Below are 25,035 nucleotides of genomic sequence, written 5' to 3'. Positions count from 1 at the left end.
AAGCTGGTCATCATCGACACCGCATTGATGGTGCGAATCTCGCCAATCGATATGAGTAAGGGCAGACGATGAACAATCAAAAACTTGTCATCATCGACACCGGCTGCGCGAACCTGGCCTCGGTGCGCATGGCGTTCGAGCGTCTCGGCGTCGCGCCGCAGGTATCCCGCAAGGCCGCCGATATCGAGCAGGCGGACAAGCTGATCCTGCCCGGCGTTGGCACCGCCGTCGCCGCCATGAAGAATCTCAATGAGCGGGAGCTGGTCCCCCTGATACGCGCCGCCAAGCAGCCCCTGCTCGGCTTTTGCCTCGGCATGCAGATGCTGGCAGAGGCCTCGGAAGAGACCATGAGCGCCGATGGCCGGCTCATCGACTGCCTCGGCATAGTGCCAGGCAGGATCCGCCTGATGGAGGTGGGCGACCTGCGCCTGCCCCACATGGGCTGGAACCAGATCGAACACGACGAGACCCACCCCCTGCTCAAAGGCATCCCCAGTGGCAGCTACTTCTACTTCGTCCACTCCTACGCCCTGGAGGTGACCGAGGCGACGATCGCCAGCTGCGACTATGGCCAGCCCTTTACCGCCATCGTCGGTCGGGACAATTTCTTTGGCGCCCAATTCCACCCGGAGCGATCCGGTGCGGCCGGTGCCCGTTTACTGCAAAACTTTCTGGAGCTGTAACAAGGATGATCATTCCCGCAATCGACCTCATCAATGGTCAGGTAGTCCGACTCTATCAGGGCGACTACGGTCAGAAGACCGCCTACAGCGACAACCCGCAGGCCCGCTTCGACGACTATGTCAGCCAGGGCGCGGCGCAGCTGCACCTGGTGGATCTGGACGGCGCCAAAGAGACACAAGCCCGCCAGCTGACCCTCATTGCCCAGCTGCTGTCGGCCACGGAGGCGCCGGTACAGGTGGGCGGCGGTGTGCGCACCGAGCAGGACGTGGCAGATCTGCTGGCCGCCGGTGCCAGCCGGGTGGTGATCGGCTCCACCGCCGTCAAGTCCCCGGAACTGGTAGCCGGCTGGATGGAGAAATACGGCCCCGAGCGCATCGTGCTGGCCCTGGATGTCAACATCGATGCACAGGGCAATCGCCACATCGCGGTGGCGGGCTGGCAGGAGAACAGCGGCGTGAGCCTTGAGGCGCTGATCGAGCGCTTCCTCCCCGTCGGACTCAAGCACGTGCTCTGCACCGACATCAGCCGGGACGGCACCCTCGCTGGCAGCAATGTCGCGCTCTACCGGGATCTCTGCGCCCGCTACCCGAGCGTGGGTTTTCAGGCCTCCGGCGGTATCGGCGGCATTGAGGACATAGAGGCGCTCAAGGGATCCGGGGTCAAGGGGATCATCCTCGGCCGCGCCCTGCTGGAAGGCAAGTTCTCGGTCGCCGACGCCATCGCCTGCTGGGGCGCACCGGATCCGGAACAGGCAACCAATGAGCAAGGAGGCCGCTGATGTTGTCAAAGCGTATTATCCCCTGCCTCGACGTCAAAGATGGCGTGGTGGTCAAGGGCGTGCAGTTTCGCAACCACGAGGTGATGGGGGGCATTGTCGAGCTGGCCCGCCGCTACGCCGAAGAGGGGGCCGACGAGCTGGTGTTCTATGACATCACCGCCTCGAGCGACGCCCGTGTGGTGGACAAGAGCTGGGTCACCCGGGTGGCGGAAGTCATCGACATCCCCTTCTGCGTCGCCGGCGGCATCAAGAGCGTGGAGGATGCCCGCCAGATCCTGGAGTTCGGCGCCGACAAGGTCTCCATCAACTCCCCGGCCCTGGCCGATCCCCGACTTATCACCCGCCTCGCCGAGCGCTTCGGCGTGCAGTGCGTGGTGGTGGGCATCGACTCCTACTTCGACGCCGAGACGGGTCAGTATCAGGTCAAGCAGTTTACCGGCGACGAGAGCCGCACCCGCACCACCCCCTGGACCACCCAGGAGTGGGTCAAGGAGGTGCAAAAACGTGGCGCCGGCGAAATCGTGCTCAACGTGATGAACCAGGACGGCATGCGCCAGGGCTACGATCTCGAGCAGCTCAAGCTGATGCGGGCCCTGTGCAAGGTGCCGCTGATCGCCTCCGGCGGCGCCGGTGCCATGGCACATTTTCGCGATGCCTTCACCCTGGCCGACGTGGACGGTGCCCTGGCGGCGTCCGTGTTCCACAAGGGCCTCATCCCCATTCCCGAATTGAAACGCTGGCTGAAAACCGAAGGAGTCGCCATCCGTGAATAATCAAGCAGTAGACAATGCATTGCCCCTGGCCGAGCGCCTGGACTGGGCCAAGTGTGACGGCATGATCCCCGCCATCGTCCAGCATTCCCTAAACGGCGAGGTGCTGATGCAGGGCTTCATGACCCGCGAAGCCCTGGAAAAGACTGAAGCTACCGGCCAGGTCACCTTCTTCAGCCGCAGCAAGCAGCGCCTGTGGACCAAGGGAGAGAGCTCGGGCCATGTGCTGAGGCTCGTCGCCATCAGCACCGACTGCGATCAGGACTCCCTGCTCATCGCCGCAGACCCCGTGGGCCCCACCTGCCATCTGGGCAACCCCTCCTGCTTCGACGGCCACCCCGTGCCGCCGCTCGGCTTCCTGGCCGAGCTCGAGCAGATCCTGGCGTCGCGCAAGGGCGCGGATCCGGCCACCAGCTACACCGCCAGCCTCTATGGCAAGGGCACCAAGCGCATCGCCCAGAAGGTAGGTGAAGAGGGGGTGGAAGTGGCCCTGGCCGCCATGGCGAAAGACAGAGAAGAGCTCATCAATGAATCCGCCGATCTGCTCTACCACCTGACCGTCTTGCTGCAAAACGAGGGCTTGGGCCTCAAAGACGTAGTGCAGCGCCTCGCCGATCGCCACAACAAGTAATTGTTGAATTCAACAAAACGGGCCCTGATGGGCCCGTTTCATTTGATGGCCGCCGACTGGCAGCACGCCGCCATCAGCCGATGCGGGTCCAGAAGCTCATGTTGACCGAGTGATGGTCAAGCAGGGTCAGGTACTCCCCTGCCACGGCGTTGTGCAGCCACTGCTGGCAATAGGCTTCGACCAGCGACTGGCTGGGGGCCATCACCAGGTCGGCATAGAGGCCGTCGGCGCCCCGTAGCAGGCAGTGCAGGATGAGCCCGGATTGCTGGACAAGAAACTCGGACTCGACCCGCCGTGACAGGGCGAGCAAATCTTCCTCCGTCACCCCTTCCCTGAGCCTGAAGGTGGCAAACTCGACGCCCCCTGCCCCTTGCATGTCGCCATTGATGATCATCTCGTGCTCTCCGTTATGAATGGTCTGGAGAAGCCAGCATAACGAAGGGCTACTGACAGCCTTGTGTCAGTGCCCGGCCCCTTTTTCCGGCTCCGCCTCGGCCCGTCGCTGCGCAAGATAGTGCGCCAGAGTCACGCCAGGTGGTGCCCCTTCCCCCGGGCGGCACGGCGCCAGGCTGTCGATGCGATCCACCCTGAAATCCCGATAGTCCCGGCGCAGCGCGCACCAGGCGCCGAGCGTCCAGCGCCCTCCCCAGTAGAAGAGCCCCAGGGGATAGAGGTGGCGCCGAGTCTGTCTGCCCGCGCCATCCTGATAGCTCATCTCGAGCCAACGCCCCGCCCTGATGGCCTCGTGCAAACTGTCCCAGCGGGCGTATACCGGATGCACAGTACGATAGTCAGGCACCCGCACCACGGGGGGCTGCCCGTCCCCGCCGCGAACCGGCAGGGCCGCCTCTATCTTGGCAAGCAGGGCCCGGGCCGGATCCGCCATCCCCTTGCCGGTCAGCACGGCCACCAGATTCACCCCTGTGATGAGGGCCTCCAGCTCGGCCGTGCTCAGCTGCAATGGGGCCATCTCGAACCCCTGGCTCAGCCGATAGCCCAGTCCGGCCTCACCGTAAACCGGGATGCCGGCCAGGGAGAGATCGTCCATATAGCGGTAGATGGTGCGCTCGGAGACGCACAGACGCGCCGCCAGCTCGCGGGCGGTCAGGGGCTGATGGGCCCGCAGCAGGTTGGTCAATTGAAACAGTCGATCCGATTTTCGCACTCTCCCCTCCCGGGATGCCAGGACATGGCCCATGGTAAACGGGACAGGGGTCGATGGCATGCGCTGCTTGATTGCCGCCCCCCTGAACAGGGAGTCGCGCTCCCGTGAGCCTGAGGCGACAATGGCGGCCATCCCCAGCCACCGCAACCGAGATGCCATGAACAAGTATCAGGTTTTTGCCACCCTGGCGGCGCCCGACGCCTTCACCTTGCTGGACATGGCCGCCGCCGATTTTTTCACAGAAAAGCAGACCCTGCTGGCCCAGGGCCTGGAGGTGATGGGGGAGCCCATACTGGCTCCCGATGCCCGGACGGCGGCCCACACCTATCAAGACTACCTGATCAACCCCAGCCTCCCCTACGGAGCCCCCGCCGCCCGCGGTACCCTGGCGTATCTGCTGCTTCATGCCCCCCGGCTGTTTGGCAAGCGGTAGCCGCCTCGCCGCTGGATCTGCCCGCTCAGGGGGAGCCAACGCCCGCTTGCCTGAAGCCAGGCTGAACATTCGACTCCATTTGACGCCGCACATGGGGTCTATCCAGGGCCCAGACCGGCGCGGACAATGTCGCCGAGCCAACCAGAGCCAGAGGGCGTATGAGCAAATACCAGTTCTTCCGTCAGGGACAAGATCCCGTTACCGTCACCTTCCTGCCGATGTCTTCCCCCTCATTCCTGTCGGAAAAAGAGCAGCTGCTCGCCCAGGGCTTCGAGGTGGTGGGGGACTATATCGACGCAGCCAACGAGACAGAGGCGCTCGACAAGTTCAAAAGCGGCATGATTGAGCCGCTCTCCGAGTACACCAAGGCGACCGAAGCCGGTGGCCTTTACTATTTCATCGCCGGCCTGTGGGAGGCGCTGCACAAGCGCATCAGGGGCGCCAACCCGCCTCGCTGACAAACGCCAGAAGACGCGCCCGTCAAGCAGAGGGCCGCAGGCCAGTGCCAGGCATGCGACACGGCGGGTCTTGTCTGACTGATGAAGAACGGGCCCGCGGGCCCGATTATGGATCCCCAGGCCCGTCAGACTCACGCCAGCTGCTGGCGCAACATGAACTTTTGCACCTTGCCGGTGGAGGTCTTGGGCAAGGAGGTAAAGATGATGCGCTTGGGGGCCTTGAAGTGGGCCATCTGCTCGCGGCAAAACGCGATGAGCTCGGCCTGACTAAGCTCCCGCCCCTCCTTGAGCTTCACAAAGGCGCAAGGCACCTCCCCCCATTTTTCGTCCGCCATGGCGATCACCGCCGCCTCTTCCACGTCCGGGTGACGATAGAGCACGTCCTCCACCTCCAGGCTGGAGATGTTCTCCCCGCCGGAGATGATGATGTCCTTGGATCTGTCCTTGATCTCCACATAGCCGTCCGGGTGCCAGACCGCCAGATCCCCGCTTCGAAACCACCCTTCCGCCATCGCCTCCTCGCTCGCCGCCGGGTTTTTGAGGTAGCCCTTCATGACGATGTTGCCCCGCAGCACTATCTCCCCCAGGGTCTTGCCATCCATGGGGACCGGCTCGCCGCTGACCGGGTTGATGACCCCCATCTCTCCCTGCAATGGAGAGGCCACCCCCTGGCGCGCCTTGAGCCGGGAGAGCGCAGTGGCATCCTGCCCTTGCCAGCTTCTTTGCGGCTCGCACACCACGCAGGGGCCATAGGTTTCGGTGAGGCCATAGACATGGGTCACAGCGATCCCCATGGCCTCCATGCCGGCGATCACGGTGGCGGGTGGCGCCGCCCCCGCCGTCATCGCCTTGATGGGATGGTCAAGCCCCAGTTTCAGGGCCGGATCGGCGTTGTTGAGCATGTTGAGCACGATGGGGGCGGCGCAAAAATGGCTCACCTTGTGCGCGTGCAGTGCCTCATAGATGGCGCCCGCCTGCACATGGCGCAGGCAGACGCTCACCCCGGCGGTCGCCGCCAGGGTCCAGGGGAAACACCAGCCGTTGCAGTGAAACATCGGCAGGGTCCACAGGTAGACGGGGTGCTTGGGCAGCTCCCAGGAGAGGGCGTTGTTGACCGCATTGAGGTGAGCGCCGCGATGGTGGTAGACCACCCCCTTGGGGTTCCCCGTGGTGCCGGAGGTGTAGTTCAGGGAAATCGCCTGCCACTCGTCCGCCGGCAGCCAGCCGGGCTCGTCCCCATCCCCCGTGGCGATGAAGGCCTCGTAACTCAGCTCGCTGATGAGCTCCCCCTCCCCATAGAGGGGATCGTCGATGGCGATCACCAGGGGCTGGCTGTCAATGAGAGAGAGCGCCTTGCGCACCAGGGCGCCGAACTCCCGGTCCACCAGCACCACCCTGCTCTGGGCATGCTGGAAGATGAAGGCCATGGACTCGGCATCGAGCCGGGTGTTGAGGGTGTTGAGCACGGCGCCGCTCATGGGCACCCCGAAGTGGGCCTCGAACATGGCCGGCACATTGGGGGCGACGATGGAGACGGTGTCCCCCTCGCCGATGCCGCGGCGACGCAGGGCCGAGGCGAGCTGGCGACAGCGGCGCTCGGTCTGGGCCCAGCTCTGGCGCAGGGGGCCGTGGATCAGCGCCGGATAATCGGGGTAGACACTGGCCGCCCGGGCCAGGAAGCGCAAGGGGGTCAGGGCCTCGAAATTGGCGGGGGTCTTGCCAAGACCTGAGTCGTACATGTTCTGCTCTGTCATCGGATCCTTCCTCACAGGGGCACAAAACGGGGGCGTTTCGCGGATCACGGCGCCCGGGCACCTTGCCGACGGCGGATCCGTATACCCGATGAGGGTACCAAGGGGAGACAGGGCCAGGTATTAGCGAAACGTCTTACGGGTCTATGGCCTTGCCGTTATGCCCCCTAGTTTGTCGCCAATCACAGACAGCTTTTTTCGGCGGCCATTTTTGGCGCAGTCACCCCCTGTCGCAACCCAGGCCCCCTCGCCTTGAGACTCCCTCGCAAGCTGCCAAGATAGCGGCAAGCCCCACCCTGGGCAGCAACAGTTGAAGGAGAGAGAGAGAGATGAACAAGTCCCTGTTAGCCGGTCTCGGCATCGGTATCGCCTCGGCAGTGACCCTCTCGGCGGTGGCCAGTGGCTCACTGTTTGAGTCCAAACCCCAGTTCGCCGAGGTGCTGGCCAGCACACCGGTAACTGAAACCATCAAGACCCCCCGCCAGGAGTGTCGCAACGTCACCGTCACCCACCGCAAGCCGGTACAGGACCAGCACAAGATCCTGGGTACCGTGGTTGGCGCGGCCCTGGGGGGCGTGGTGGGTCACCAGTTCGGCGGTGGCAGCGGCAAGAAGGTCGCGACCGCCGCCGGTGCCGTGGCGGGGGGTTATGCCGGCAACCAGGTGCAGGGCAACATGCAGGCCGGTGACACCTACACCACCACGGAGCAGCGCTGCAAGACGGTGCAGGAGAGCAGCACCCGCACCATCGGCTATGACGTCAGCTACCGCCTCGCCGGTCAGGAGGGGGTGATCCGCATGGAGAAACAACCCGGCAAAACCATCCCGGTCGAAGATGGCAAGCTGGTCGTGAACAACGCGCCGGGTTGATGCTCAGCTCGAAGCCCTCTGCCAGGATAAGGCCCACCACAGCAGTGGGTCTTTTTCATGGCGCACCAGGGAAATCCGGGCCGCCCATGAAAGGTTCCATGTGGAAAACCCCAGATAATTCAATTAAATAGGCTTCATAAGTTCCCCTTTTATCCTGTTGAACCGCCCTTTTCCCCCTATACTCACCCCGCCGCTGTTTTTTCTTGACCACCACAGTGGGCTGACTAAGATGTTGCCGATTGCCAGCCTGGGCCATAACGGTTTGAATATGTCAAAGATATCAAGTACATCGCCTCCATTGCATGTCCGCTTTGGCGACTTCGAACTGGATGAACGCAATGCACGGCTGCTGCACCATGGCCACGCCGTTCCCCTCTCCCCCATCCCGTTTTGCCTGCTGTGTACCCTGATCCGCGAGCCTGGCGTGCTGCTGACCAAGGATGAGCTGCTCGATCGGGTCTGGGGCCATCGTTTCGTCAGCGCCTCCGTCCTCAAGGGCGCCATCAGCGATATCCGCACCCTGTTGGGAGACGATCCCCGCCAGCCCGGCTTCATAGAGACAGTCTCCCGCCGCGGTTATCGCTTCATCTGCCCGCTGCACCCTCAGGAGACGGGTCTTTCCCCCCTCCCCCCTGCCACCACTTCGCTGCCGATGTCGCAACGAACGTCCTCTTCGGGGATCTTCATCGGGCGAGAGCAGGCGCTGACGCGCTTGCAAGACGCCTGGCAGCGGGCGGGCCAAGGCCTGCGCGCCATCGTCTGGGTCGCGGGTGAACCCGGGATCGGCAAGTCGACCCTGATCGCGCGTTTTTGTGCCGGGCTCCCCGATACCCTCTGGATACGGGGGCAATGCGTGCAACTGCATGGGGCGGGTGAGCCCTATCTGCCGGTGCTGGAGGCCATCGCCGAGCTGTGCCGTCGCGATGAGGAGGCGGTCTCGCTGCTGCGCAGGGTGGCCCCGACCTGGCTGCTGCAACTGCCCTGGCTCTGCTCGCCGGCGCAGCGCGAGACCCTGCTCCATGAACTGGTCGGCGCCCATCCCCAGCGCATGCTGCGGGAGATGAGCGAGTTTCTGGACTGCTACACAGCACGGCGACCACTGCTGCTGATCACCGAGGATCTGCACTGGGGCGATCCCTCGACCCTGCAGCTCATCGACTACCTCGCCCGCCGCCCCAGTCCCAGCCGCCTGATGTGGCTGGGCAGTGTCCGGCCGGATGAGCCCCTTGTTCCCGACCATCCGCTCCATGCCCTCAGACAGGCGCTGCGCGGGCAGGGCCTGGGTGAGGAGGTAGGGCTGGCCCCCTTCAGCGAGCAGGAGGTGTCGAGCTATGTGAGGGAACGGATGCCGACCATGAACACGGTTCCCGGCCTTGCCCTCGCCCTCCATGAGCGCACCGGTGGCGTCCCGCTATTCGTTGCCGCCCTCGCCAGCGAGGTGATGAGCCTGACGGCCCATGGCGACGACACCGAGCCCGCACGCCTGGTTCGTCGGGCGCTGCCCGAGAGCCTCGCCGCCCTGATCGATCACCATGTGGCCAGGCTCACCGAGCCGCGCCGCCGGCTGCTCGCCGCCGCCGCCGTGCTGGGCATGAGGGTTCAGGTCGACACCCTGGCGTGGGTGCTGGGAGACAGCCTGATGGAGATGGCGCAGCAGTGCGAGGCGCTGATCCGGGAGCGGCTCTGGTTGATGGCGCCAGCCCCTGAGACATCGGCTGAGGATCCCCACCGCTGCATCCAGTTTCGCCATCAGCTGTTTCGCCAGCGTCTCTATGATGGCCTTTCCGCCCCTTTGCGCGGGGCGCTGCACGGCAAGACAGGGAGCACTCTGGAGGCGCTGCGGGCCGAGGGGCAGGAGGTGACCGCCGCCGAGCTGGCCATGCATTTCGACCGCGGCCACGCCCCCATGAAGGCCCTGGGCTATTATGCCGAGGCCGCCGAGGCTGCCCTGCTTCATCTTTGCCCCGCCGAGTGCATGAGCCTGACCGCCCGGGGGTTGATCCTCATCGAGCAGATCCCCGAGAGCTCGGCGCGCCACACCCTGGAGATCAGCCTCGCCACCCTGCGCGGCGCAGCCGCCTTCCACACCCTGGGGGCCGGGGAGGAGGCCCGCCATGCCTACCAAAGAGCCGCCGACCGGCTGGCCGAGATGTCCGCTCACCCCATGACCGGCCTGGCGCTCCATGGTCTGGGTTTCCTCCATGCCCTGCGGGCCGAATACCCGGAGGCCCTGGCCGTCGCCGCCCGGGCGCGGGCCCTCGCCGCCACCCAGGCGGACCCCCTGCTGATCCTGGCCGCCTGTACCGTGCAGGGCCAGGCGCTCATGATGCAGGGTCACCATGGTGCGGCCAGGGAGACCCTGGAGCAGGCCCTACCCCTGCTAGAGCGGACACAGACCGGGGCCGAACACAGTTTCATCGGCTTCATCGCCGATCCTCAGGCGACGGTACTGGCCTTGCTGAGCCTCTCCCTCGCCCAGCTCGGCCTGTTTGCCCAGGCCAGGGCGCGCCTGCAACAGGCCTATGCCCGCGCCCGCCAGCTCGCCCAGCCGATGGCGCAGATGATCGTCCTCTGGTGCGATGCCCTGTGCGGGATCCGGTGCGGCGAGGTGGCGCGGGTAGCGGCCCTGGCCGGCGAGATGCGCACTCTGGTCGATGAGTTTGCCCTCGCCCAGGGTCAGGCGCCCTGGCGCTGGTTCCAGGGATGGGCTGACACCCAGTGGGACAGGCCCCATGAAGGGGCACGCCAGATCCGGCAGGCCTACCTGGACAACAGGGCGCTGGGGATGGTCTCGGGGGGCAGCGAGACCCTGGGTTACCTCGCCGAGGCCCTGATGCGGCAACGAGAGTGGCACCAGGCACGGGAAGTACTGGATCAGGCCCTCGCCCTGGTGCAGCGCCATGGTGAGCGTATCGTGCTGCCGCAACTGCTGCTGATCCAGGGAGCCATCGCACAGGCCGCCGGCGATACCCTGGCCGCCGCCACCTCGGCCCGTGAGGCGTTCGAGGAGGCCCAGGCCCAGGGCACCCCCTGGCTGGCTTTGCTGGCGCTGATCACCCTGTGCGCATACCAGACCCCGACCCGGGCCGAGTGGGATACCCTCGCCGCCCTGACCACCCGGCTCGCCGAGGCCAAGGACACCCCTCTCCTCGCCCAGGCACACCGCCTCCTCGCCACCGGGCCGTCGGCCCCCTGATCCTCGCCGGTCTCGACCAAATCGCGACCTCTCCCTGACCCGGATCCCCTTCAGACCCCCTATGATGGGGAGATCCGGGTCAGATGACACCATCATCCCTTCGGGCATCAGGACCCGCCTTTCACACCATGGGACATACGACGCCATGAAGCATCACTTTCAGGGAGGATCCGAAGATCCCCTCTTCGACCCAAGGCGGCGGATCCCCGAATCCGTCATAGAGGATCTCTGCGCCCTGCCCTGCCGTTGCCTCCGGGCCCAGCGTCAGCTCCCCTGGCATCTCGTCGTGGCCGCTTCCCGCCAGACCCGGGCCGGGATCCGGCAGGCCATCGCCTCCCACCTCCCCGCCAGCCTCCCCATACTGCACCAGGCTTCCCACCTCATGGTGCTCTGTACCCGGGAGTTGGCCGACGAGACGGGATCGCCAGGGCTGGCCATGCCTTGCCGGGGCGCAGCATCCCATGCCTGCGCAGGGTCGCACCATGTCTACATCGCCCTGGGCTCCCTCTTGCTCGGCGCGGCCGTGTTCGAGCTGAAGACCCATACGGTGGAGGCCTTTGATGGCGGCTTGCTCGATGACTGGCTCGGCCTGGGAGAGCAGGGATTGACCAGCCGGGTGGTCCTGGCCCTCGGCTATCCCCCTGCGGGGGACGACCCCGACCCACTCGCCCACGCCCGGCTGCCTAAGCACCTCGTCATGAGTCGGCGCTGACCCGCACCGACCAGGAGCCCTTTGCCAGCCTCCTCTCCTCCCACTTCTCGTACACTTCACCCGCTCCCACCCGCCGAGGAGCCACATCCTGATACTCGTTCCCGCCCTGCGCCGCACCCTCTCCTCTTCTCTTGCGTCTCCCCCCAGGGCCCTCACTCCCCATTTCCGACCAAAGTCTGACCGTTTCCCGACCCCAGGTCGGGCGCACCTTGCTAGGCTGAGCCTCCTGATTCGCACCATGGACGACGCGAGTGTGACCCTGTCTCCAGCCCGCTCCTCTCCCGGCGTCATGCCCAACGAGAAGGCGGTGCGCCGCATCCTTGCTCCGGCCTGGCGGCGTGCGAGCCAGCGATCACCCGCCTCCCGGCGAAATACCCCATCTCTGCCAACCAACGAGGAATTGTCGTGAAACGCTTCGTCACCGCGGCCAGCGCCGCCACGCTCATCACCCTGCTCTGCGCATGCTCAGAGCCGGCCCCCTCCACGAGTGTATTGAGGCCGGTGAACACCATGGCGCTGCACTACGACAGCCTGCGCAACAGCCAGCGCTATTTCGCCTCGGTCGCCTCCCGCTACGAGGTCGAGCAGGCCTTTCGCATTGGCGGCAAGGTGCTGGAGCGCAAGGTCGATGTCGGCCAGGTGGTGAAAGAGGGCGATGTGCTCGCCATCCTGGATGATGCGGACTACCTGCTCGCCGAAGAGGCCGCCCGCCAGCGTCTGACGGCGGCCAAGGCGGCCGCCTGGCAGGCCGAAGCCGACTGGCTTCGTCTCAAGGCGCTCAAGAAGAACGGCTCCGTCAGCGCCTCCCACGAGGAGCAGGCCCACAGCACCCTGCTCACCGCCAGGGCGGCGGCGCAGGCCGAGGCCCGTCAGTTCGAGCTGGCTCGCAACCAGGTCAATTACACCCAGCTGCGGGCCCCCATCAGCGGCGTGGTGACGGCGCTGCGCATGGAGTCGGGCCAGGTGGTGGCGGCGGGTCAGCCCGTCATCACCCTCGCCAACGAAGGCAAACCGGAAATCGTGGCGGACATTCCCGAGAACCGGTTGGCCGAGTTCAAGGCGGCGCGCTACAAGGCGTCGCTCGCCACGGCGCCGGAGCGCTATTTTGCGGTCGAACTGCGCGAGCTGTCGGCCCAGGCCTCGGCCCAGACCCGCACCTACCGCGCCCGTCTCAAGCCGGTCGAGCCCAGGGCTCTACCGCTGGGGGCGACCGCCACCCTGCTCGCCGAGCACACCGATGAGGGCACCCGCGTCGCCACCCTCCCCGCCACGGCCCTCACCCAGGAGCAGGGGGCGCCGGCGGTATGGACGGTGCAGCAAGATGGCAAGGGGAAGACAGGCACCGTCAAGCTGGTCAAGGTGAGCATCCAGGGCTATCGCAGCGACCAGGTGCTCGTCTCCGGTCCCGCCGAGGGGGCCCTCGTCGTCACCGCCGGGGTGCAGAAGATGGCACCTGGGCTGAAGGTCGCCCTGCCCGCCGCCCCCTCTGCCAGTGAGGAAGTGACCCGATGAACGGTTTCAATCTCACCCAATGGGCGCTGAGCCACCGCGCCGTGGTGCTGTTCCTGATCCTGCTCATCACGTTGGCGGGTACCCTGGGCTTTGGCAAGCTGGGCCAGCTGGAGGATCCCAACTTCTCGGTGCCCTCCATGACCGCTATGGTGGTCTGGCCCGGCGCCACGGCGCAGCAGCTCCAGGATGAAGTGCTCAACCGCATGGAGAAGAAGTTCGAGCAGCTCGATCACTTCGAGAAGGTCAAGACCTTCGCCCGCCAGGGGTTCGGCGGCATGCTGATCACCGTCAAGGGGGGCACCTCCAAGGCGGATCAGCAGGAGGCCTGGTACCAGGCGCGCAAGAAGTTCAGCGATCTCGAGCTCGAGCTGCCCGAAGGGGTCGTGGGGCCCATCTTCAACGACGAGTTCGGTGACGTCTACGGCCTGATGTACGCCATCAAGGGGGACGGGGTCAGCCTTGCCGATCTCGCCGATCAGGGGGAGATCATCAAGCGCCGCCTGCTCAAGGTGCCCATGGTCAAGAAGGTGGATCTGCTCGGCAAGCAGGCGGAGAAAGTTTACATCGAGTTCTCCCATGAACGCCTGGCGGCGCTGGGCATCCAGCCCTTGCAGATCATGGCGGCCCTCAAGAGCCAGAATGCCGTGCTGCCGGCGGGATCCCTCGATACCGCCTCCGACCGTATCTATGTGCGTATCAGCGGTCAGTTCCGCGATCTGGAAGACATTCGCAACCTGCCCATTGCCGCGGGCGGGCGCCTCATCAAGCTCGGCGACTTCACCACTGTGCGCCGGGGTTATGAGGATCCCCAGACCTACAGCATCCGCCACAACGGCCAGCAGGTGCTGATGCTGGGTCTCTCCATGACCAATGACGGCAACATAGTCCAGCTGGGCGAGGCACTCGAGACCGCCATAGCCCAAATCCAGAACGAATTGCCTTATGGCGTCGAGCTCGAGCAGGTTGCCGATCAGCCTACCACGGTCAAGGAGGCGGTCTGGGACTTCGAACGTTCCCTGGTGGAGGCCCTGGTGATCGTCGTCATCGTCAGCCTGCTGAGCCTGGGCTGGCGCACCGGCATAGTGGTCGCCCTGTCGGTACCCCTGGTGCTGTGCATGGTCGCCATCTTCATGCTGGGGACCGGCTGGAATCTGGAGCGGATCTCCCTGGGGTCCCTCATCATCGCCCTGGGTCTGCTGGTGGATGACGCCATCATCGCCCTCGAGATGATGGTGGTGAAGATGGAAGCGGGCTGGGACAAGGTCAAGGCAGCCTCCTACTCCTATCAGGCGACCGCCATGCCCCGCCTCTCCGGCGCCCTGATCACCGCTGCCGCCTTCATGCCGGTGGGCTTTTCCCAGTCCACCACGGGGGAGTACGCCGGCGGCATCTTCTGGATCGTCGGCGCGGCGGTGGTCTTCTCCTGGCTCTGCTCGGGCCTGTTCACCCCCTACCTCGCCGTCAAGATGCTGCCGGACAATCTGGGGCATCACCACGAAGGGGCCAATCCCTATGACACCAAGGGTTATCGCAAGCTGCGCGGCTGGATAGAGGCGGCCATCGCGCGCCGCTGGCTGGTCATCGGCATCACCTTCGGAGCCCTGGTGCTGGCCGTGTCGGCGGTCAAGCTGGTGCCGCAACAGTTCTTCCCCAACAGCACGCGGCCCGAGCTCATCGTCGAGCTGCGCGTCAAGGAGGGGGCCTCGTTCGCCGCGACCACAGAGCAAGTAAAACGCCTGGAACAGGTGCTGGCCAAGGACGAGGACGTGCGCTTCTACACCGCCTACACGGGGGCCGGCGCGCCGCGCTTCTACCTCTCCCTGGATCCCGAGCTGCCCAACCCTGGCTATGCCCAGTTCGTGGTGATGACCCGGGATCTGGAGGCTCGCGAGCGCGTGCGTTCGCGCCTGATGGCCATGGCCGGCGAGCAATTCCCCCAGGCCTGGGTGCGCGTCACCCGCCTCGAGCTCGGCCCACCGGTGGGCTTCCCGGTACAGTTCCGCATCGTGGGTCCCGACACCCAGGGGGTGCGCACCATCGCCCGCCAGGTGGAACAGGTGGTGGCGAGCAATCCCCAGGTGCGCGACGTCCAGCTCGACTGGAACGATCCGGTGCGCGCCCTCGGGGTCGAACTCGATCAGGAGAAGGTGCGCGCCCTGGGGCTCTCCCCCGCCGAGGTGGCGATGGCGACCCAGTCCCTGATGCAGGGGACGACCCTGACCCAGTTGCGTGACGGTGAGGAGCTGGTCGACGTGGTCGCCCGTGCCATTCCCTCGGAGCGACTGGATGTGGAGACCCTCAAGGACATCAACCTCTACACGAGCCAGGGGACAGTGGTGCCCCTGTCGCAGATTGCTGCCGTGCACCATGAGCTGGAAGAGCCCGTGCTGTGGCGACGCAACCGCGACATGGCGATCACGGTGCGCGCCGACGTGGTGGACGGTGCCCAGGCGGTCTCCGTGACCCAGGCCATCACCCCCTTGCTCAAGGAGATAGAGGCGCCCCTGCCCGCCGGTTACCGGATTGATGTCGGCGGCGCGGTCGAGGAGAGCAACAAGGCCAACGAGGCACTGATCGCCGTGGCCCCCGTGATGCTGATCACCATCTTGCTGATCCTGATGCTGCAACTGCAGAGCTTCTCCCTGATGGCCATGGTGCTGCTGACCGCGCCCCTTGGGATGATAGGGGTGGTGGCCGCCCTGCTGCTGTTCCAGGCGCCCTTGGGTTTTGTCGCCATCCTCGGCATCATCGCCCTGTGCGGCATGATCATGCGCAACTCGGTGATCCTGATCGACCAGATCCAGATAGAGACCGCCAGTGGCCGGGATCCCTGGAGCGCCGTGGTCGAGGCGGCCGTGATGCGGGCCCGCCCGGTGATGTTGACGGCGGCGGCCACCGTGCTGGCCATGATCCCCCTGACCCGCAGCGTCTTCTGGGGTCCCATGGCCATCGCCATCATGGGGGGGTTGACCATCGCTACCCTGTTGACCATCTTCTTCGTGCCCTCCCTCTATGCGGCCTGGTTCCGGATCGCCCCGATCGGGCACGACAGCGCCCGGGCCCCCGAGGCCCAGATCGGGATCGCAGAGGAGCGAGCATAATGAACAAGCGACGCACTGCCCTGGTGTTGACCGGTCTGCTGCTGAGCGGCGCCAGTCAGGCCACAGACGGCAGCCTGACCCTCACGGTGGAGAACGACGTCTTTACCGGCTCCGACAACAACTACACCAATGGCGTGGGGATCGCCTGGGTCTCTGATGCCATCGCTCGGGAGGACGACGGTCCCCTCGGTCGATGGACCCGCTTCTGGTCATTCCTGCCGTTCGTGGCCGATGAGGACTACACCACTTACGCCTCCTGGGCCCTGGCCCAGGAGATCAACACCCCGGACGACATAGGGGAACCCCATCCCGATGTCGACGATCAGCCCTACTCAGGGGTGCTGGTGGTCGACAGCACCCTCTATGCCCGCAGGTGGGACTGGAGCCACGCCTGGCAGCTCAGGCTGGGGGTGGTGGGCCCCGCCTCCCAGGCCGACGACACCCAGCGGGAGTTCCATCGGCTGATCGGGGCCGACAAGCCCCGAGGCTGGGATACCCAGTTGCCGAACGAACCCATCGTCAACCTCAACTACACGCTGGCCCACCTCGCGGCGGCCGGGCACACCGTCGCCGATCTGGAGTGGCGCCTGGTGCCTCTGGCCACCGCCGGAGTCGGCAACTATTTCACCGGGGCCGGGGTCGGCCTCTATGGCGAAATAGGCTGGGATCTGGTGGATGCCCTAGGGGTTACCGCCCTGCGCTCCGGGCTCAATGCCGCCTCCACGGTCGGGATAGCCCCCCGCGATCGCTGGTCGGTCTCGCTCTTTGGCGGTGGCGGCGCCTACGGGGTCGTTCACTACCTGCCCCTCGACGGCACCCTGTTTCGCACCAGTCACGCCGTCGATTCCGAGCCCGTCATCGCCATGGGTTCCTTCGGCTTCTGCCTGCGGCGGGGCAAGTTGACCCTGGGGTTCGCTCGCACCTTTTTCACCGAGACCTTCGACACCCAGCGAGAGCAGACCGACTTCGGCACCCTGAGTCTGTCATGGGTGCTGTAGACCCTCTCACCACGGGCCAGCCTGCCCCATCATGGCGCAGCGGTCTGCCAGTCACGGCAGCCGCTGGCATCAAGGGATGATTTGCATGAGAACAGACAACAGGATAGAGGTCAGTGCCAGCATGCTGACCGCAGTTGACCAAGAGAGGACGATAGCAGGCAGCCCCCTGCATGTCTGGACGGGTCGGCTGAGTTTCAATGGGAAAATGCGCATCTTACTGCTGTGCATCACCCTGCTGACCCTGGTTGGTAACACCCTGACCGCCAGGCTGGTCTATGACGAGATACGCACCGCCATCGAAGGGGGCCTGATCAACCAGGTGCAGGGGGAGGCCCGCCGGCTTGAGGCCCTTCATCAACATGACCCCAAGACCTTCATTGCACAGGCGGCCCGCTCCCTTGCCACGCTGCGCTGGGGGGAACAGGATGCCGGCTACTTCTTCATCACTGACAGAAACGCCACTCTGCTGGTCTATCCACCGGATCCCGCCCGCATCGGCAAGCGGCTCGATGATGTGCCCCTGGAGGAGGGACACGAGAGCGTCAACCAGGCGCTGATCCGCATTGCCGGCTCGGGCAAGGCCAGCCTCATCACCTACCCCTACGTCAAGCCCGCGAGCCAGACCCCCATCCTCAAGACGGCCTATGTGTACCCTCTGGGGGAGTATCTGCTGGTAGCTGGCGTCTACCTGGACAGCGCCGATACGGTGTTTTACAACTACCTGCACCACAGCAGCGTCATACTGCTGGCGACCCTGGCTATCCTGCTCGGCCTGGTCACCTTCTTCTCACGAACGTTTTCATCCCACGTGACCCTGGTGCTCAAGGGGCTGCAGGAGATGGCCGGCAAGATCCTGACCAACCGGGTCCAGTCGAAAGGAAACGATGAGATTGCCCTCATCATCAACGCCATGGACGACACCCGCCAACAGCTGTCCGATCTGCTCCATCACCAGCGGGCCCAGGCGGGAGAGGTCACCCTGGCGTCAGGTCAGATCAACCGGGGCATGGACGAGGTCAACGCCGCCATCTGCGAGCAGCGGCTGCGTCTGGACAACCTGGCATCGGCCATGGAGCAGATGATCGCCAGCATTCGCGAGGTGACCCAGAGTGCCCAGGCGTCCGCCGACAGCGCCCATCAGATGGATCAATGGGCCAGCGGCGGCGCCGGCAAGATCCAGGAGTCCATCAGCGCCATCAACCACCTGTTCGACAACCTGCACCAGAGCGCAGCCGCCGTCGGCGAGGTGGCGGACAAGGTCAGTCTCATCGGCACCATCATAGACACCATCAACGGCATCTCGGAGCAGACCAACCTGCTGGCGCTGAACGCCGCCATCGAGGCCGCCCGGGCCGGCAAGCAGGGGCGCGGCTTCTCCGTGGTCGCCGACGAGGTGCGCACCCTTGCCAAACGTACCAAGGAGGCAACCTTCGAGATTGCCGGCATGATAGTCGCCTTGCAGGGAAGCACGCGCCAGAGCGTCGACTTGATGCAGGAGAGCATTCAGGCCGCGTCCCGGGCCAGAGAGGATTCGACGGAGGCCACCGCATGTTTCGAGGCCATCGCCGGCAGCACAGGGCACTTGTCGAGCCATTGCCAGATGATCGCCGCCGCCACCGAAGAGCAGACTGCGGTGACCGGAGATACCCTGCAGTCGCTGCAAGTGATCCGAGACCTGGTGCAGGAGACCGAGCAGGTCGCCAGGACGCTGGGGGACACCAGCCGACAGATGCGAGGCAGCGCCGAACAGATGAGCGAGCTGGTCGGCAGCTATCGCCTGGGTTAGCGCCCTTGCGCCGGTGGGCGGACAGTGCCCCTCATAAAAACGGGAGCCGTTATGGCTCCCGTTTTCCTTCCCTTCCCAAGGTTAGTGGCGCCCGAAGGGCCACCAGGGTTTGTCGTTGTCCTCTATGTCGACCCGGGTCTGGCGCGTCTCTCCCGCCACCGCCCCGCGCACCTGGCGCAGGGTGGCGGTGAAGCGTTCAGTGCCCTCGACGAACCAGTCATCGATGATCAGCACCTTGACCGATTTGGTGCCCCCCTCCCCGGCGGCCCAGCTCACCGAGGGGCTGAGCCAGGGCAGGAAATCCAGCCCCCAGTAGGCACTGTGCCCCTTGAAGGCGAGCTGGGCGCGGGCGGGCTGGCCCAGATCGCCGCTGCGCACCAGGGGGATCTCGGCAAACCACTGGCCCTCGTTCACCGTCAGGCTGGCGCGCGCCAACGAGATGGTGGACGGCGCCAGCTTGTTCTTGATGGTCACCAGGGTCTGGCTCTGCTCGCCCAGGGTCGCGCCGCTTGGATCAAACAGCGCCAGGGTGAAGGTCTCGTCCCCCTCATGCAGGGTGTCGCTCTGCACCGGGATGCTGATGGTCTGACTGTCGCTCTCACCCGCCCCCCAGTGCAGGGTGCCTGCGAGCGGCGCCACGTCGTTGGCATCGGCGCTGCCGTAAACGATGCCATAGCCGACACTGGCCTCCCCATGGCTGCCCTCGCTGCGGCGGACGGTGAGGGACAAGGTGTTCCCCTCCTCCACGCTGGCGGCGGCACTCTCCAGGCTCAATACCCCGGCGGGTGGCGCGGGGTAGTCGATGGCAATCAGCACGGGATCGTGATCCGAGGCGCTGAAGGGCCCTTCGGATTTGGCCAGCTGGCCGCTGTACTTCTTGCCGTACTCGAAGAAGTTGCTCTCTGCGGAGTTGATGTGCCAATCCTCGATGCCGATCACCTTGGCCGCAAGGCCGGAGCTTGCCAGGGCGTGATCCAGGTTGCCAAGTTCCCCCTCGTAGCTGTAGGAGTAGGTGTCGGTGCCGTGGAAGCGGGTGTTGAGGTTCACCAGGCCATACCCCTTGCCAAGGACGCTGCCGCTCTCCTCATAGGACTGCCCCGCCAATGTGGTGAAGGAGGCGCTCATGATCTGGCGGGCCTGGGCGGCCGGATCATAGTCGGTCAGCACCCGGATGGGGTCTTCCATGCCGTAGGCGTTCAGATCGCCGATGATGAGCACATCCCCCTGCTCGCCGGCCAGGCGCTCCCCCAGCACCCTGGCGGCGGAGACCCGCAGGGCGTTGCAGTGGCCCTGCCCATCCAGGGGATCGGCGCTGGCGTAGTCGGGGTAATCCTCGAAGCAGGCGGAGCCCTTGGACTTGAAGTGGTTGACCACCAGGGTCAGGGGCGCATCCCCTTCGGGCGAGCGGAAGCGTTGCAGCAGGGATTCGCGCATCCCCTGACGAATGCTCACCGGCTTGCCCGCCCCATCTTGCGTCTGGGCGATTTGCAAGGGGAGCGGCACCAGCTCGGCCCCCCCCTCAAGGGCGACCCGGGCAGGCCGGTAGATGAGCCCCACCGTGATGGCGTCGGTGCCGATGGGCTGGCCATCGGGCGAGGCAATCCAGCGGTAGTGATCCGCCTCGTCCGGCAGGGCGGCGTTCAAGGCCGCCACCAGGTTGGCGATGGCGGAATTGTCGCCGTAGCCGTTGTTCTCTATCTCCATCAGCCCCACCACGTCGGCATTGAGGCGGGTGATGGCGCTGACTATCTTGGTGCGCTGCAGCTCGAACTCCGCCACCGTCAGGGCGCCCCGGTTGCTGCCGGTGGGGTTGGCATCCCCACCCACGACAGTGGTGAAGAAGTTGAGCACGTTGAAGCTGGCGACCCGCAGATCCCCCGCCTCGGCAAGCTCGGGCGCCTGCACCCTGTCCCAGCCGCCATGATCGATGTCGCTTGCGTCGATGCGGTTGTCCGCCACCAGCCGGAACTGGTTGTAGGAGTAGCCGAGCGCCCCCTCCAGCCCGTTGAGCTTGTCGCCGATGCGAAGATAACCGTCCTTGGCGTTGAAGCCGGGATACCAGGGCAGCACGCCGTCCGGCGCCTTGGCGTCGGTCTCCACCACCAGCTGGTTCTGCTGGTTGCGCAGGGCCCAGTCGCTCGCCTCCTCGCTCATGGCCGGGAACTTCTGGGTCGACTTGATGAGGGGCGCGCCATAGGCCAGCATCAGGTTGTTGCGTTTGCCGTCGTAATCGAAGCTGAAGTTGCGGGTCACCACCAGGCTGGACTCCGGCACCAGGCGCACCCGCATCCCTTCGTGGCGCTCCAGCAGCGTCTGCAGGGACTCGTCGCCCCGGGGCCGCAGATCCACCGCAGCCACCGGCCGCACACTGGCATCGGTCACCACCAGATCGCTGGCGCTTATCTGGGTCTGGCGATAGTACTCGGCCACCTTGCCCTGCACGCACACCTCGACCCCGGGCACGATGGCCGGATGGCTCTGGGTGCTGTGAACGAAGAGGCCATCCGAGGTGGCCTCGTCGCCATCACCGTGCAGATCCTGAATGAAGAAGCCCTTGTAGAGGCCGGAGACCACCTGGGTCACCAGGCCGCGGGCGGCATAGGTCTGCTCGGATTCAAGCTTGCCGGCCGGCACCAGCGGGCTGCTGTCGCCATCCCCCTGAATGGCCGGGATCGGGGTCAGACCATCGACCGGGCAGAGGAAGGTGCTGGGGGGGGTGCCATCGCAGGAGGCCTCGCCGCTGCAGCCAAGGCCGCTGGCATCGTCCTTGCCAAAGGCACTGAACGTCAGGGCCGGATCGAAGGGGGAGTCGGCCTCCACACGGCCCTGGTTGACCGTGGCCTTGCGCCGCAGGGTCATGTCCAGAGTCGAGACGTTGCCGGACACCCAGGCCACGCCAGGATCCACACCGACCTGGCCCAGGCTGTCTGCCACCTCATCGCCACGGTAGAGCACCAGGCCGTCGTCACCGTTGAAGGTGAGGTTGCCACTGGTCTGATTGGCCTTGGCGAGGATGTCGGCGCTGGCACTGGGATGGGCCAGCACCAGGCTGGCGCCGGGGGCGAGCTGGCCTTGCAGGACCAGGCTGTTGGTGGGGCCCTGGGCCAGGGTGCGGCCATTGGCATAGAGGGCGAGTCGGTAGTCGGCGAGGTTCACCGCCGTGGTGCCCAGGTTGCTCAGCTCCACCGCCTTGTTGTTGCCGGATCCTTCCAGATACTCGGTGATGAGCAATTGGGCATGGGTTTGCCCTGACAGGGCCAGGCCAACGGCCGCCGCTATCAGTGAATGTCGTCCAGACATAAGCCAGTATTCCTTGTTATTAACAATGTTATTTATGACCCGCCAAGCGGGCAGCACCTTTTCTCATGACGCTCTGGGTTTCATGAGGTAATTGGCCGAGCCAAATACCGCGCTAATGTGCCAGTTTGGCTCCATTCGCGCCGCGAGCTGGTTAACATTTACAGACATTTGTTGCGCGCCGGTGACAGCTAATATCCCAAGGGGGTGAAAACTGGACGGGAAATAAGCGGCGCCTCGCTGCATTGTGCCCGCACGCCCAGGCAAGCGACGCGGCCCCTATGTTTGAGCAAGGATGAAATATCCCATATTAACAATGTGTTGCCATCGACTGTGGCGTGTCTACCTCGGGTGGTCGCCGCTTGCCTCGCCATATTCTGGATCCAGAGCCAGTCCCGGAAATAGGGTCAGAAGCTGATGAGACCCGGACCAGGACAGGGCGGCCGGATATATATTGTCGCGGCAGGGCCGGGCCCGCTGCGTTATTTTTTGCTCGCCCAAGAAGCCGGGCAGAAAATAAGCAAGAGCGCGAAGTGATACTCAGCAGCGGCCGGCTCGCAGTGCCTCTGCATTTATTTTTTCATTTATTCCCCCCATACAGGGGGGCCGCTCATCCCCTCGTTTCTCCCTGACAAAAGCAGGGACTTTGTGCTATATTCCCACCCCTGTTATGGCGGGCGGCCCATCGGCCGCCCCCTCGAATCCTCCGTCAGGCCCGCTGGCCTGCTACAATCCGGACCCTTGCTATGACCATCAATGCCATCTTGCTGGCGCGTGCAGACGCCAAATGTGAACTGTGCGGCGCCCAGCAACCCCTGACTGCCTACCCGGTTCCCCACTCCGCATCCCAGGATGATGACCACAGCGCCGCTCTGTGTGACACCTGCCGCGGCCAGCTGGAACAACCGCAGACCACGGTCGTCAATCACTGGCGCTGCCTGGGTGACAGCATGTGGAGCCAGGTGCCTGCGGTGCAGGTACTGGCCTGGCGCCAGCTGAAATCCCTGGTCGGTCAGGGAGAGGTCTGGGCCCAGGACTTGCTCGACATGATGTACATGGAAGAGGAGACCAAGGCGTGGGCCGAAGCAGGCAGCGCCAGCGAGGATGACGACAGCGTGCCCACCGTCGACTCCAACGGCGCCGTGCTGGCGGAGGGGGACTCAGTCACCCTGATCAAGGATCTCGAGGTCAAGGGGGGTGGCTTCACCGCCAAGCGCGGTACCCTGGTCAAGGGCATTCGCCTGACCAACAACCCGCTCCATATCGAGGGCAAGGTCAACGGCGTGCAAATCGTGCTGGTCGCCGCCTACCTGAAAAAAGCCTGACAGGCTTCGCCATATCAAGCGCCCCACGGGGCGCTTTTTTCATGGGGCGCCCCCGTTCAGAATAAGGTTGCCGCCACCATGACCGCCTCGGCTGCGCCCTCGACCCTCCCGCACCCCCACCCTCTTCTCCGCCGCCATGGCGTCAGCCCATTACCTGCCCGGGATCACCCTTTGGGGAGCCGACCATCACCATTGCTTGCGTTTCGAACAAATTGCACTACAGTGTATATACGTTGGCGATACGCGAGAAGCCCGATGGAGCAGGTGCCACGCAAACGGGCCAGCAAGCCCAAGAAGGACGCCCAGTTGATCATCCGCCTCTCTAGCGAGGAGCGGGACCAGTTTATCGACCTGTGTGAGCAGCAAGACAGCACGGCATCCCGAGAGATCCGCCGCTTCATTCGCCAGTACCTTCGCTCACAGCAGGACGATAAGTAACCCTTGCCATCAGTCAGTCGTCGATGGAGAGACAATCCAGGGGCCAAGCCCCCCCCAAACAGGAAGAGCAATCCATGGCCAAGGTATCCAAGAAAGCGATCAAGAAGAAGATTGAATCCCGTCAGGCAAAAATCGCCAAGCACGAGGGCAAGATCAAGAAGTTGAAGAAAGCCCTGAAATAACGGCTTGTCCGCTTGATTCAAACCGCCTTCACCATGAAGGCGGTTTTTTATGTTGGCCGGGCAGCAAACTCCCCCCGAACGCCCCTCCCCGTTATGACGACCATTTAAGTTAAGCACCTGAAAAACAGCCACATCCTGGTGGCAGTCGTCACTGGACGCGGCCCCGGGAGCGGAGCATGATGTGCTCTTTACCAAGGAGATGTCATGAGTCTGGATACATGGATGTTGTTCCTGCTGGCCTATCTGCTGGCGACCCTGACCCCGGGGCCCAATGTGCTGCTGGTGGTAAAGAACGGCCTGCAGCTTGGCTGGCGTCCGGCCCTGCTCACCATAGGTGCAAATCTGTTCTGTCAGGCCATTTTCATCTGTCTGGTCGCCATGGGGGTGGGGGCCCTGCTGCAGACCTTGCCGCCCCTCTTCCTCGTCCTCAAGCTGGCGGGGGGTGGCTACTTGATCTATCTCGGCTACAAGGCGCTGCGGGCGTCCGGCGCGGGGAGTCAGGAAGCGCAGCGGGTTGGCGTCATCCCTCCCTCACGGAGCACGGGCTCCCTGCTGCGGGAAGCCTGCCTGGTGTCTGCCAGCAACCCCAAGACCATCATCTTCCTCTGCGCGCTGCTGCCCCAGTTTCTCGATCACCAGAGCACCCTGCCCATCCAGTTCTTCACCATGTACCTGACCATCTGCGTCATCGTCACCCTGGTGCACCTCTGTTATGTGGCCATGGCCAGACGCGCTGGCAGCTACTTCAAGCCGGCGCGCGACCAGCGTCTGTTCAGCCGCATCACAGGGGGGATCTTCATCTCTCTGGGCAGCGCCATCTTGCTCAGCGGCCGACCCTGAACACCCCATAGACCCCTGATCAGCGGATGATCAGGGGCCCATCTTGCCCTCCAAGGGGCTCTTTCCCTTCACTCCCCAGCCAAGACGGCGGCCGGACAGGTTGTCACTC

General features: G+C 64.8%; 20 protein-coding genes. 16 read left to right on the top strand and 4 right to left on the bottom strand.

Going from position 1 to position 25,035, the window contains the following annotated elements:
- The first annotated feature begins 68 nt into the window (after nucleotides 1–68).
- The 4 genes from hisH to hisIE are packed head-to-tail and all read left to right on the top strand — an operon-like array spanning nucleotide 69 to nucleotide 2,863.
- A complete protein-coding gene (gene hisH, locus BN1119_RS09575; RefSeq protein WP_041997106.1) occupies nucleotides 69–683 on the top strand; it encodes an imidazole glycerol phosphate synthase subunit HisH in 615 nt (204 codons plus the stop codon).
- A 5-nt stretch (nucleotides 684–688) separates the two neighbouring features.
- Nucleotides 689–1,462, top strand: a complete 774-nt coding sequence (gene hisA / locus BN1119_RS09570) for a 1-(5-phosphoribosyl)-5-[(5-phosphoribosylamino)methylideneamino]imidazole-4-carboxamide isomerase (protein ID WP_041997103.1) — start codon at nucleotides 689–691, stop codon at nucleotides 1,460–1,462.
- Entirely contained in the window at nucleotides 1,462–2,235 is a 774-nt protein-coding gene (gene hisF / locus BN1119_RS09565; RefSeq protein WP_041997100.1) for an imidazole glycerol phosphate synthase subunit HisF, read from the top strand. Before hisA ends, hisF begins: the two co-directional genes overlap by 1 nt.
- Nucleotides 2,228–2,863, top strand: coding sequence for a bifunctional phosphoribosyl-AMP cyclohydrolase/phosphoribosyl-ATP diphosphatase HisIE (gene hisIE / locus BN1119_RS09560; RefSeq protein WP_041997098.1), 636 nt, complete (start codon nucleotides 2,228–2,230; stop codon nucleotides 2,861–2,863). Before hisF ends, hisIE begins: the two co-directional genes overlap by 8 nt.
- A 73-nt stretch (nucleotides 2,864–2,936) precedes the next feature.
- Here the strand turns inward: hisIE and BN1119_RS09555 are convergent, their stop codons facing one another.
- Together BN1119_RS09555 and BN1119_RS09550 are read right to left on the bottom strand one after the other, a co-directional pair.
- Nucleotides 2,937–3,257, bottom strand: coding sequence for a hypothetical protein (locus tag BN1119_RS09555; RefSeq protein ID WP_041997096.1), 321 nt, complete (start codon nucleotides 3,255–3,257; stop codon nucleotides 2,937–2,939).
- Nucleotides 3,258–3,323: 66 nt separating this feature from the next.
- Nucleotides 3,324–4,001 carry a helix-turn-helix transcriptional regulator gene (locus BN1119_RS09550; RefSeq protein WP_041997095.1) on the bottom strand — a complete coding sequence of 226 codons (678 nt, stop codon included), beginning with the start codon at nucleotides 3,999–4,001 and terminating at the stop codon, nucleotides 3,324–3,326.
- A gap of 58 nt (nucleotides 4,002–4,059) precedes the next feature.
- Here BN1119_RS09550 and BN1119_RS09545 point away from each other — a divergent pair, with 58 nt between their 5' ends.
- Complete coding sequence (locus tag BN1119_RS09545; protein WP_157438647.1) at nucleotides 4,060–4,461, top strand: hypothetical protein; 402 nt, start codon at nucleotides 4,060–4,062, stop codon at nucleotides 4,459–4,461.
- Between the two features lie 158 nt (nucleotides 4,462–4,619).
- On the top strand, nucleotides 4,620–4,919 hold the full coding sequence (locus tag BN1119_RS09540; RefSeq protein ID WP_041997087.1) for a hypothetical protein: 300 nt from the start codon (nucleotides 4,620–4,622) through the stop codon (nucleotides 4,917–4,919).
- A 131-nt stretch (nucleotides 4,920–5,050) separates the two neighbouring features.
- On the opposite strand, the gene BN1119_RS09535 is transcribed toward BN1119_RS09540, so the two are convergent.
- A complete protein-coding gene (locus tag BN1119_RS09535; RefSeq protein ID WP_041997084.1) occupies nucleotides 5,051–6,673 on the bottom strand; it encodes an acyl-CoA synthetase in 1,623 nt (540 codons plus the stop codon).
- 326 nt (nucleotides 6,674–6,999) lie between these two features.
- Between BN1119_RS09535 and BN1119_RS09530 the strand changes: the two genes are divergently transcribed.
- The 7 genes from BN1119_RS09530 to BN1119_RS09500 all read left to right on the top strand — a co-directional run bounded on the left by BN1119_RS09530 (nucleotide 7,000) and on the right by BN1119_RS09500 (nucleotide 18,844).
- Entirely contained in the window at nucleotides 7,000–7,539 is a 540-nt protein-coding gene (locus BN1119_RS09530; protein ID WP_041997081.1) for a glycine zipper 2TM domain-containing protein, read from the top strand.
- 268 nt (nucleotides 7,540–7,807) lie between these two features.
- Nucleotides 7,808–10,735 (top strand): AAA family ATPase, encoded by a 2,928-nt coding sequence (locus tag BN1119_RS09525; RefSeq protein ID WP_041997078.1) that lies wholly within the window; start codon nucleotides 7,808–7,810, stop codon nucleotides 10,733–10,735.
- Nucleotides 10,736–10,880: 145 nt separating this feature from the next.
- Nucleotides 10,881–11,447 carry a nitroreductase family protein gene (locus tag BN1119_RS20435; protein ID WP_041997075.1) on the top strand — a complete coding sequence of 189 codons (567 nt, stop codon included), beginning with the start codon at nucleotides 10,881–10,883 and terminating at the stop codon, nucleotides 11,445–11,447.
- 405 nt (nucleotides 11,448–11,852) lie between these two features.
- Nucleotides 11,853–12,959, top strand: coding sequence for an efflux RND transporter periplasmic adaptor subunit (locus tag BN1119_RS09515; RefSeq protein WP_041997071.1), 1,107 nt, complete (start codon nucleotides 11,853–11,855; stop codon nucleotides 12,957–12,959).
- A complete protein-coding gene (locus BN1119_RS09510; RefSeq protein ID WP_084205383.1) occupies nucleotides 12,956–16,060 on the top strand; it encodes an efflux RND transporter permease subunit in 3,105 nt (1,034 codons plus the stop codon). The genes BN1119_RS09515 and BN1119_RS09510 overlap by 4 nt, the downstream gene beginning before the upstream one ends.
- Nucleotides 16,060–17,058 carry a lipid A deacylase LpxR family protein gene (locus tag BN1119_RS09505; protein ID WP_041997068.1) on the top strand — a complete coding sequence of 333 codons (999 nt, stop codon included), beginning with the start codon at nucleotides 16,060–16,062 and terminating at the stop codon, nucleotides 17,056–17,058. The genes BN1119_RS09510 and BN1119_RS09505 overlap by 1 nt, the downstream gene beginning before the upstream one ends.
- 205 nt (nucleotides 17,059–17,263) lie before the next feature.
- The gene (locus tag BN1119_RS09500) at nucleotides 17,264–18,844 is read left to right on the top strand and encodes a methyl-accepting chemotaxis protein (protein WP_041997065.1); all 1,581 of its coding nucleotides are present in this window, start codon (nucleotides 17,264–17,266) and stop codon (nucleotides 18,842–18,844) included.
- Nucleotides 18,845–18,925: 81 nt separating this feature from the next.
- On the opposite strand, the gene BN1119_RS09495 is transcribed toward BN1119_RS09500, so the two are convergent.
- Entirely contained in the window at nucleotides 18,926–22,144 is a 3,219-nt protein-coding gene (locus BN1119_RS09495; RefSeq protein ID WP_041997062.1) for an ExeM/NucH family extracellular endonuclease, read from the bottom strand.
- 743 nt (nucleotides 22,145–22,887) lie between these two features.
- Here BN1119_RS09495 and BN1119_RS09490 point away from each other — a divergent pair.
- The 3 genes from BN1119_RS09490 (at nucleotide 22,888) to BN1119_RS09480 (ending at nucleotide 24,926) form a co-directional block, all read left to right on the top strand.
- Nucleotides 22,888–23,466 (top strand): PhnA domain-containing protein, encoded by a 579-nt coding sequence (locus BN1119_RS09490; RefSeq protein ID WP_041997060.1) that lies wholly within the window; start codon nucleotides 22,888–22,890, stop codon nucleotides 23,464–23,466.
- A gap of 255 nt (nucleotides 23,467–23,721) precedes the next feature.
- Nucleotides 23,722–23,904, top strand: coding sequence for a hypothetical protein (locus BN1119_RS09485; protein ID WP_041997058.1), 183 nt, complete (start codon nucleotides 23,722–23,724; stop codon nucleotides 23,902–23,904).
- Nucleotides 23,905–24,290: 386 nt separating this feature from the next.
- Complete coding sequence (locus BN1119_RS09480) at nucleotides 24,291–24,926, top strand: LysE family translocator (protein WP_041997056.1); 636 nt, start codon at nucleotides 24,291–24,293, stop codon at nucleotides 24,924–24,926.
- Nucleotides 24,927–25,035 lie beyond the last annotated feature (109 nt).

Origin of the sequence: Aeromonas bivalvium (assembly GCF_000819765.1) — a bacterium.
In the GTDB taxonomy this organism is placed as follows: domain Bacteria; phylum Pseudomonadota; class Gammaproteobacteria; order Enterobacterales; family Aeromonadaceae; genus Aeromonas; species Aeromonas bivalvium.
The sequence above is the reverse complement of the archived record's forward strand: the minus strand, read 5'-3'. Positions and strand labels throughout refer to the sequence as shown.

What these genes read in the sequence shown, in the direction of transcription:
- hisH (WP_041997106.1), top strand. Translation starts at nt 69, where the DNA reads ATGAACAATCAAAAACTTGTCATCATCGACACCGGCTGCGCGAACCTG.
- hisA (WP_041997103.1), top strand. Translation starts at nt 689, where the DNA reads ATGATCATTCCCGCAATCGACCTCATCAATGGTCAGGTAGTCCGACTC.
- hisF (WP_041997100.1), top strand. Translation starts at nt 1,462, where the DNA reads ATGTTGTCAAAGCGTATTATCCCCTGCCTCGACGTCAAAGATGGCGTG.
- BN1119_RS09555 (WP_041997096.1), bottom strand. Translation starts at nt 3,257, where the DNA reads ATGATCATCAATGGCGACATGCAAGGGGCAGGGGGCGTCGAGTTTGCC.
- BN1119_RS09545 (WP_157438647.1), top strand. Translation starts at nt 4,060, where the DNA reads ATGGTAAACGGGACAGGGGTCGATGGCATGCGCTGCTTGATTGCCGCC.
- BN1119_RS09540 (WP_041997087.1), top strand. Translation starts at nt 4,620, where the DNA reads ATGAGCAAATACCAGTTCTTCCGTCAGGGACAAGATCCCGTTACCGTC.
- BN1119_RS09535 (WP_041997084.1), bottom strand. Translation starts at nt 6,673, where the DNA reads ATGACAGAGCAGAACATGTACGACTCAGGTCTTGGCAAGACCCCCGCC.
- BN1119_RS09530 (WP_041997081.1), top strand. Translation starts at nt 7,000, where the DNA reads ATGAACAAGTCCCTGTTAGCCGGTCTCGGCATCGGTATCGCCTCGGCA.
- BN1119_RS09525 (WP_041997078.1), top strand. Translation starts at nt 7,808, where the DNA reads ATGTCAAAGATATCAAGTACATCGCCTCCATTGCATGTCCGCTTTGGC.
- BN1119_RS20435 (WP_041997075.1), top strand. Translation starts at nt 10,881, where the DNA reads ATGAAGCATCACTTTCAGGGAGGATCCGAAGATCCCCTCTTCGACCCA.
- BN1119_RS09510 (WP_084205383.1), top strand. Translation starts at nt 12,956, where the DNA reads ATGAACGGTTTCAATCTCACCCAATGGGCGCTGAGCCACCGCGCCGTG.
- BN1119_RS09505 (WP_041997068.1), top strand. Translation starts at nt 16,060, where the DNA reads ATGAACAAGCGACGCACTGCCCTGGTGTTGACCGGTCTGCTGCTGAGC.
- BN1119_RS09500 (WP_041997065.1), top strand. Translation starts at nt 17,264, where the DNA reads ATGCGCATCTTACTGCTGTGCATCACCCTGCTGACCCTGGTTGGTAAC.
- BN1119_RS09495 (WP_041997062.1), bottom strand. Translation starts at nt 22,144, where the DNA reads ATGTCTGGACGACATTCACTGATAGCGGCGGCCGTTGGCCTGGCCCTG.
- BN1119_RS09490 (WP_041997060.1), top strand. Translation starts at nt 22,888, where the DNA reads ATGACCATCAATGCCATCTTGCTGGCGCGTGCAGACGCCAAATGTGAA.
- BN1119_RS09485 (WP_041997058.1), top strand. Translation starts at nt 23,722, where the DNA reads ATGGAGCAGGTGCCACGCAAACGGGCCAGCAAGCCCAAGAAGGACGCC.
- BN1119_RS09480 (WP_041997056.1), top strand. Translation starts at nt 24,291, where the DNA reads ATGAGTCTGGATACATGGATGTTGTTCCTGCTGGCCTATCTGCTGGCG.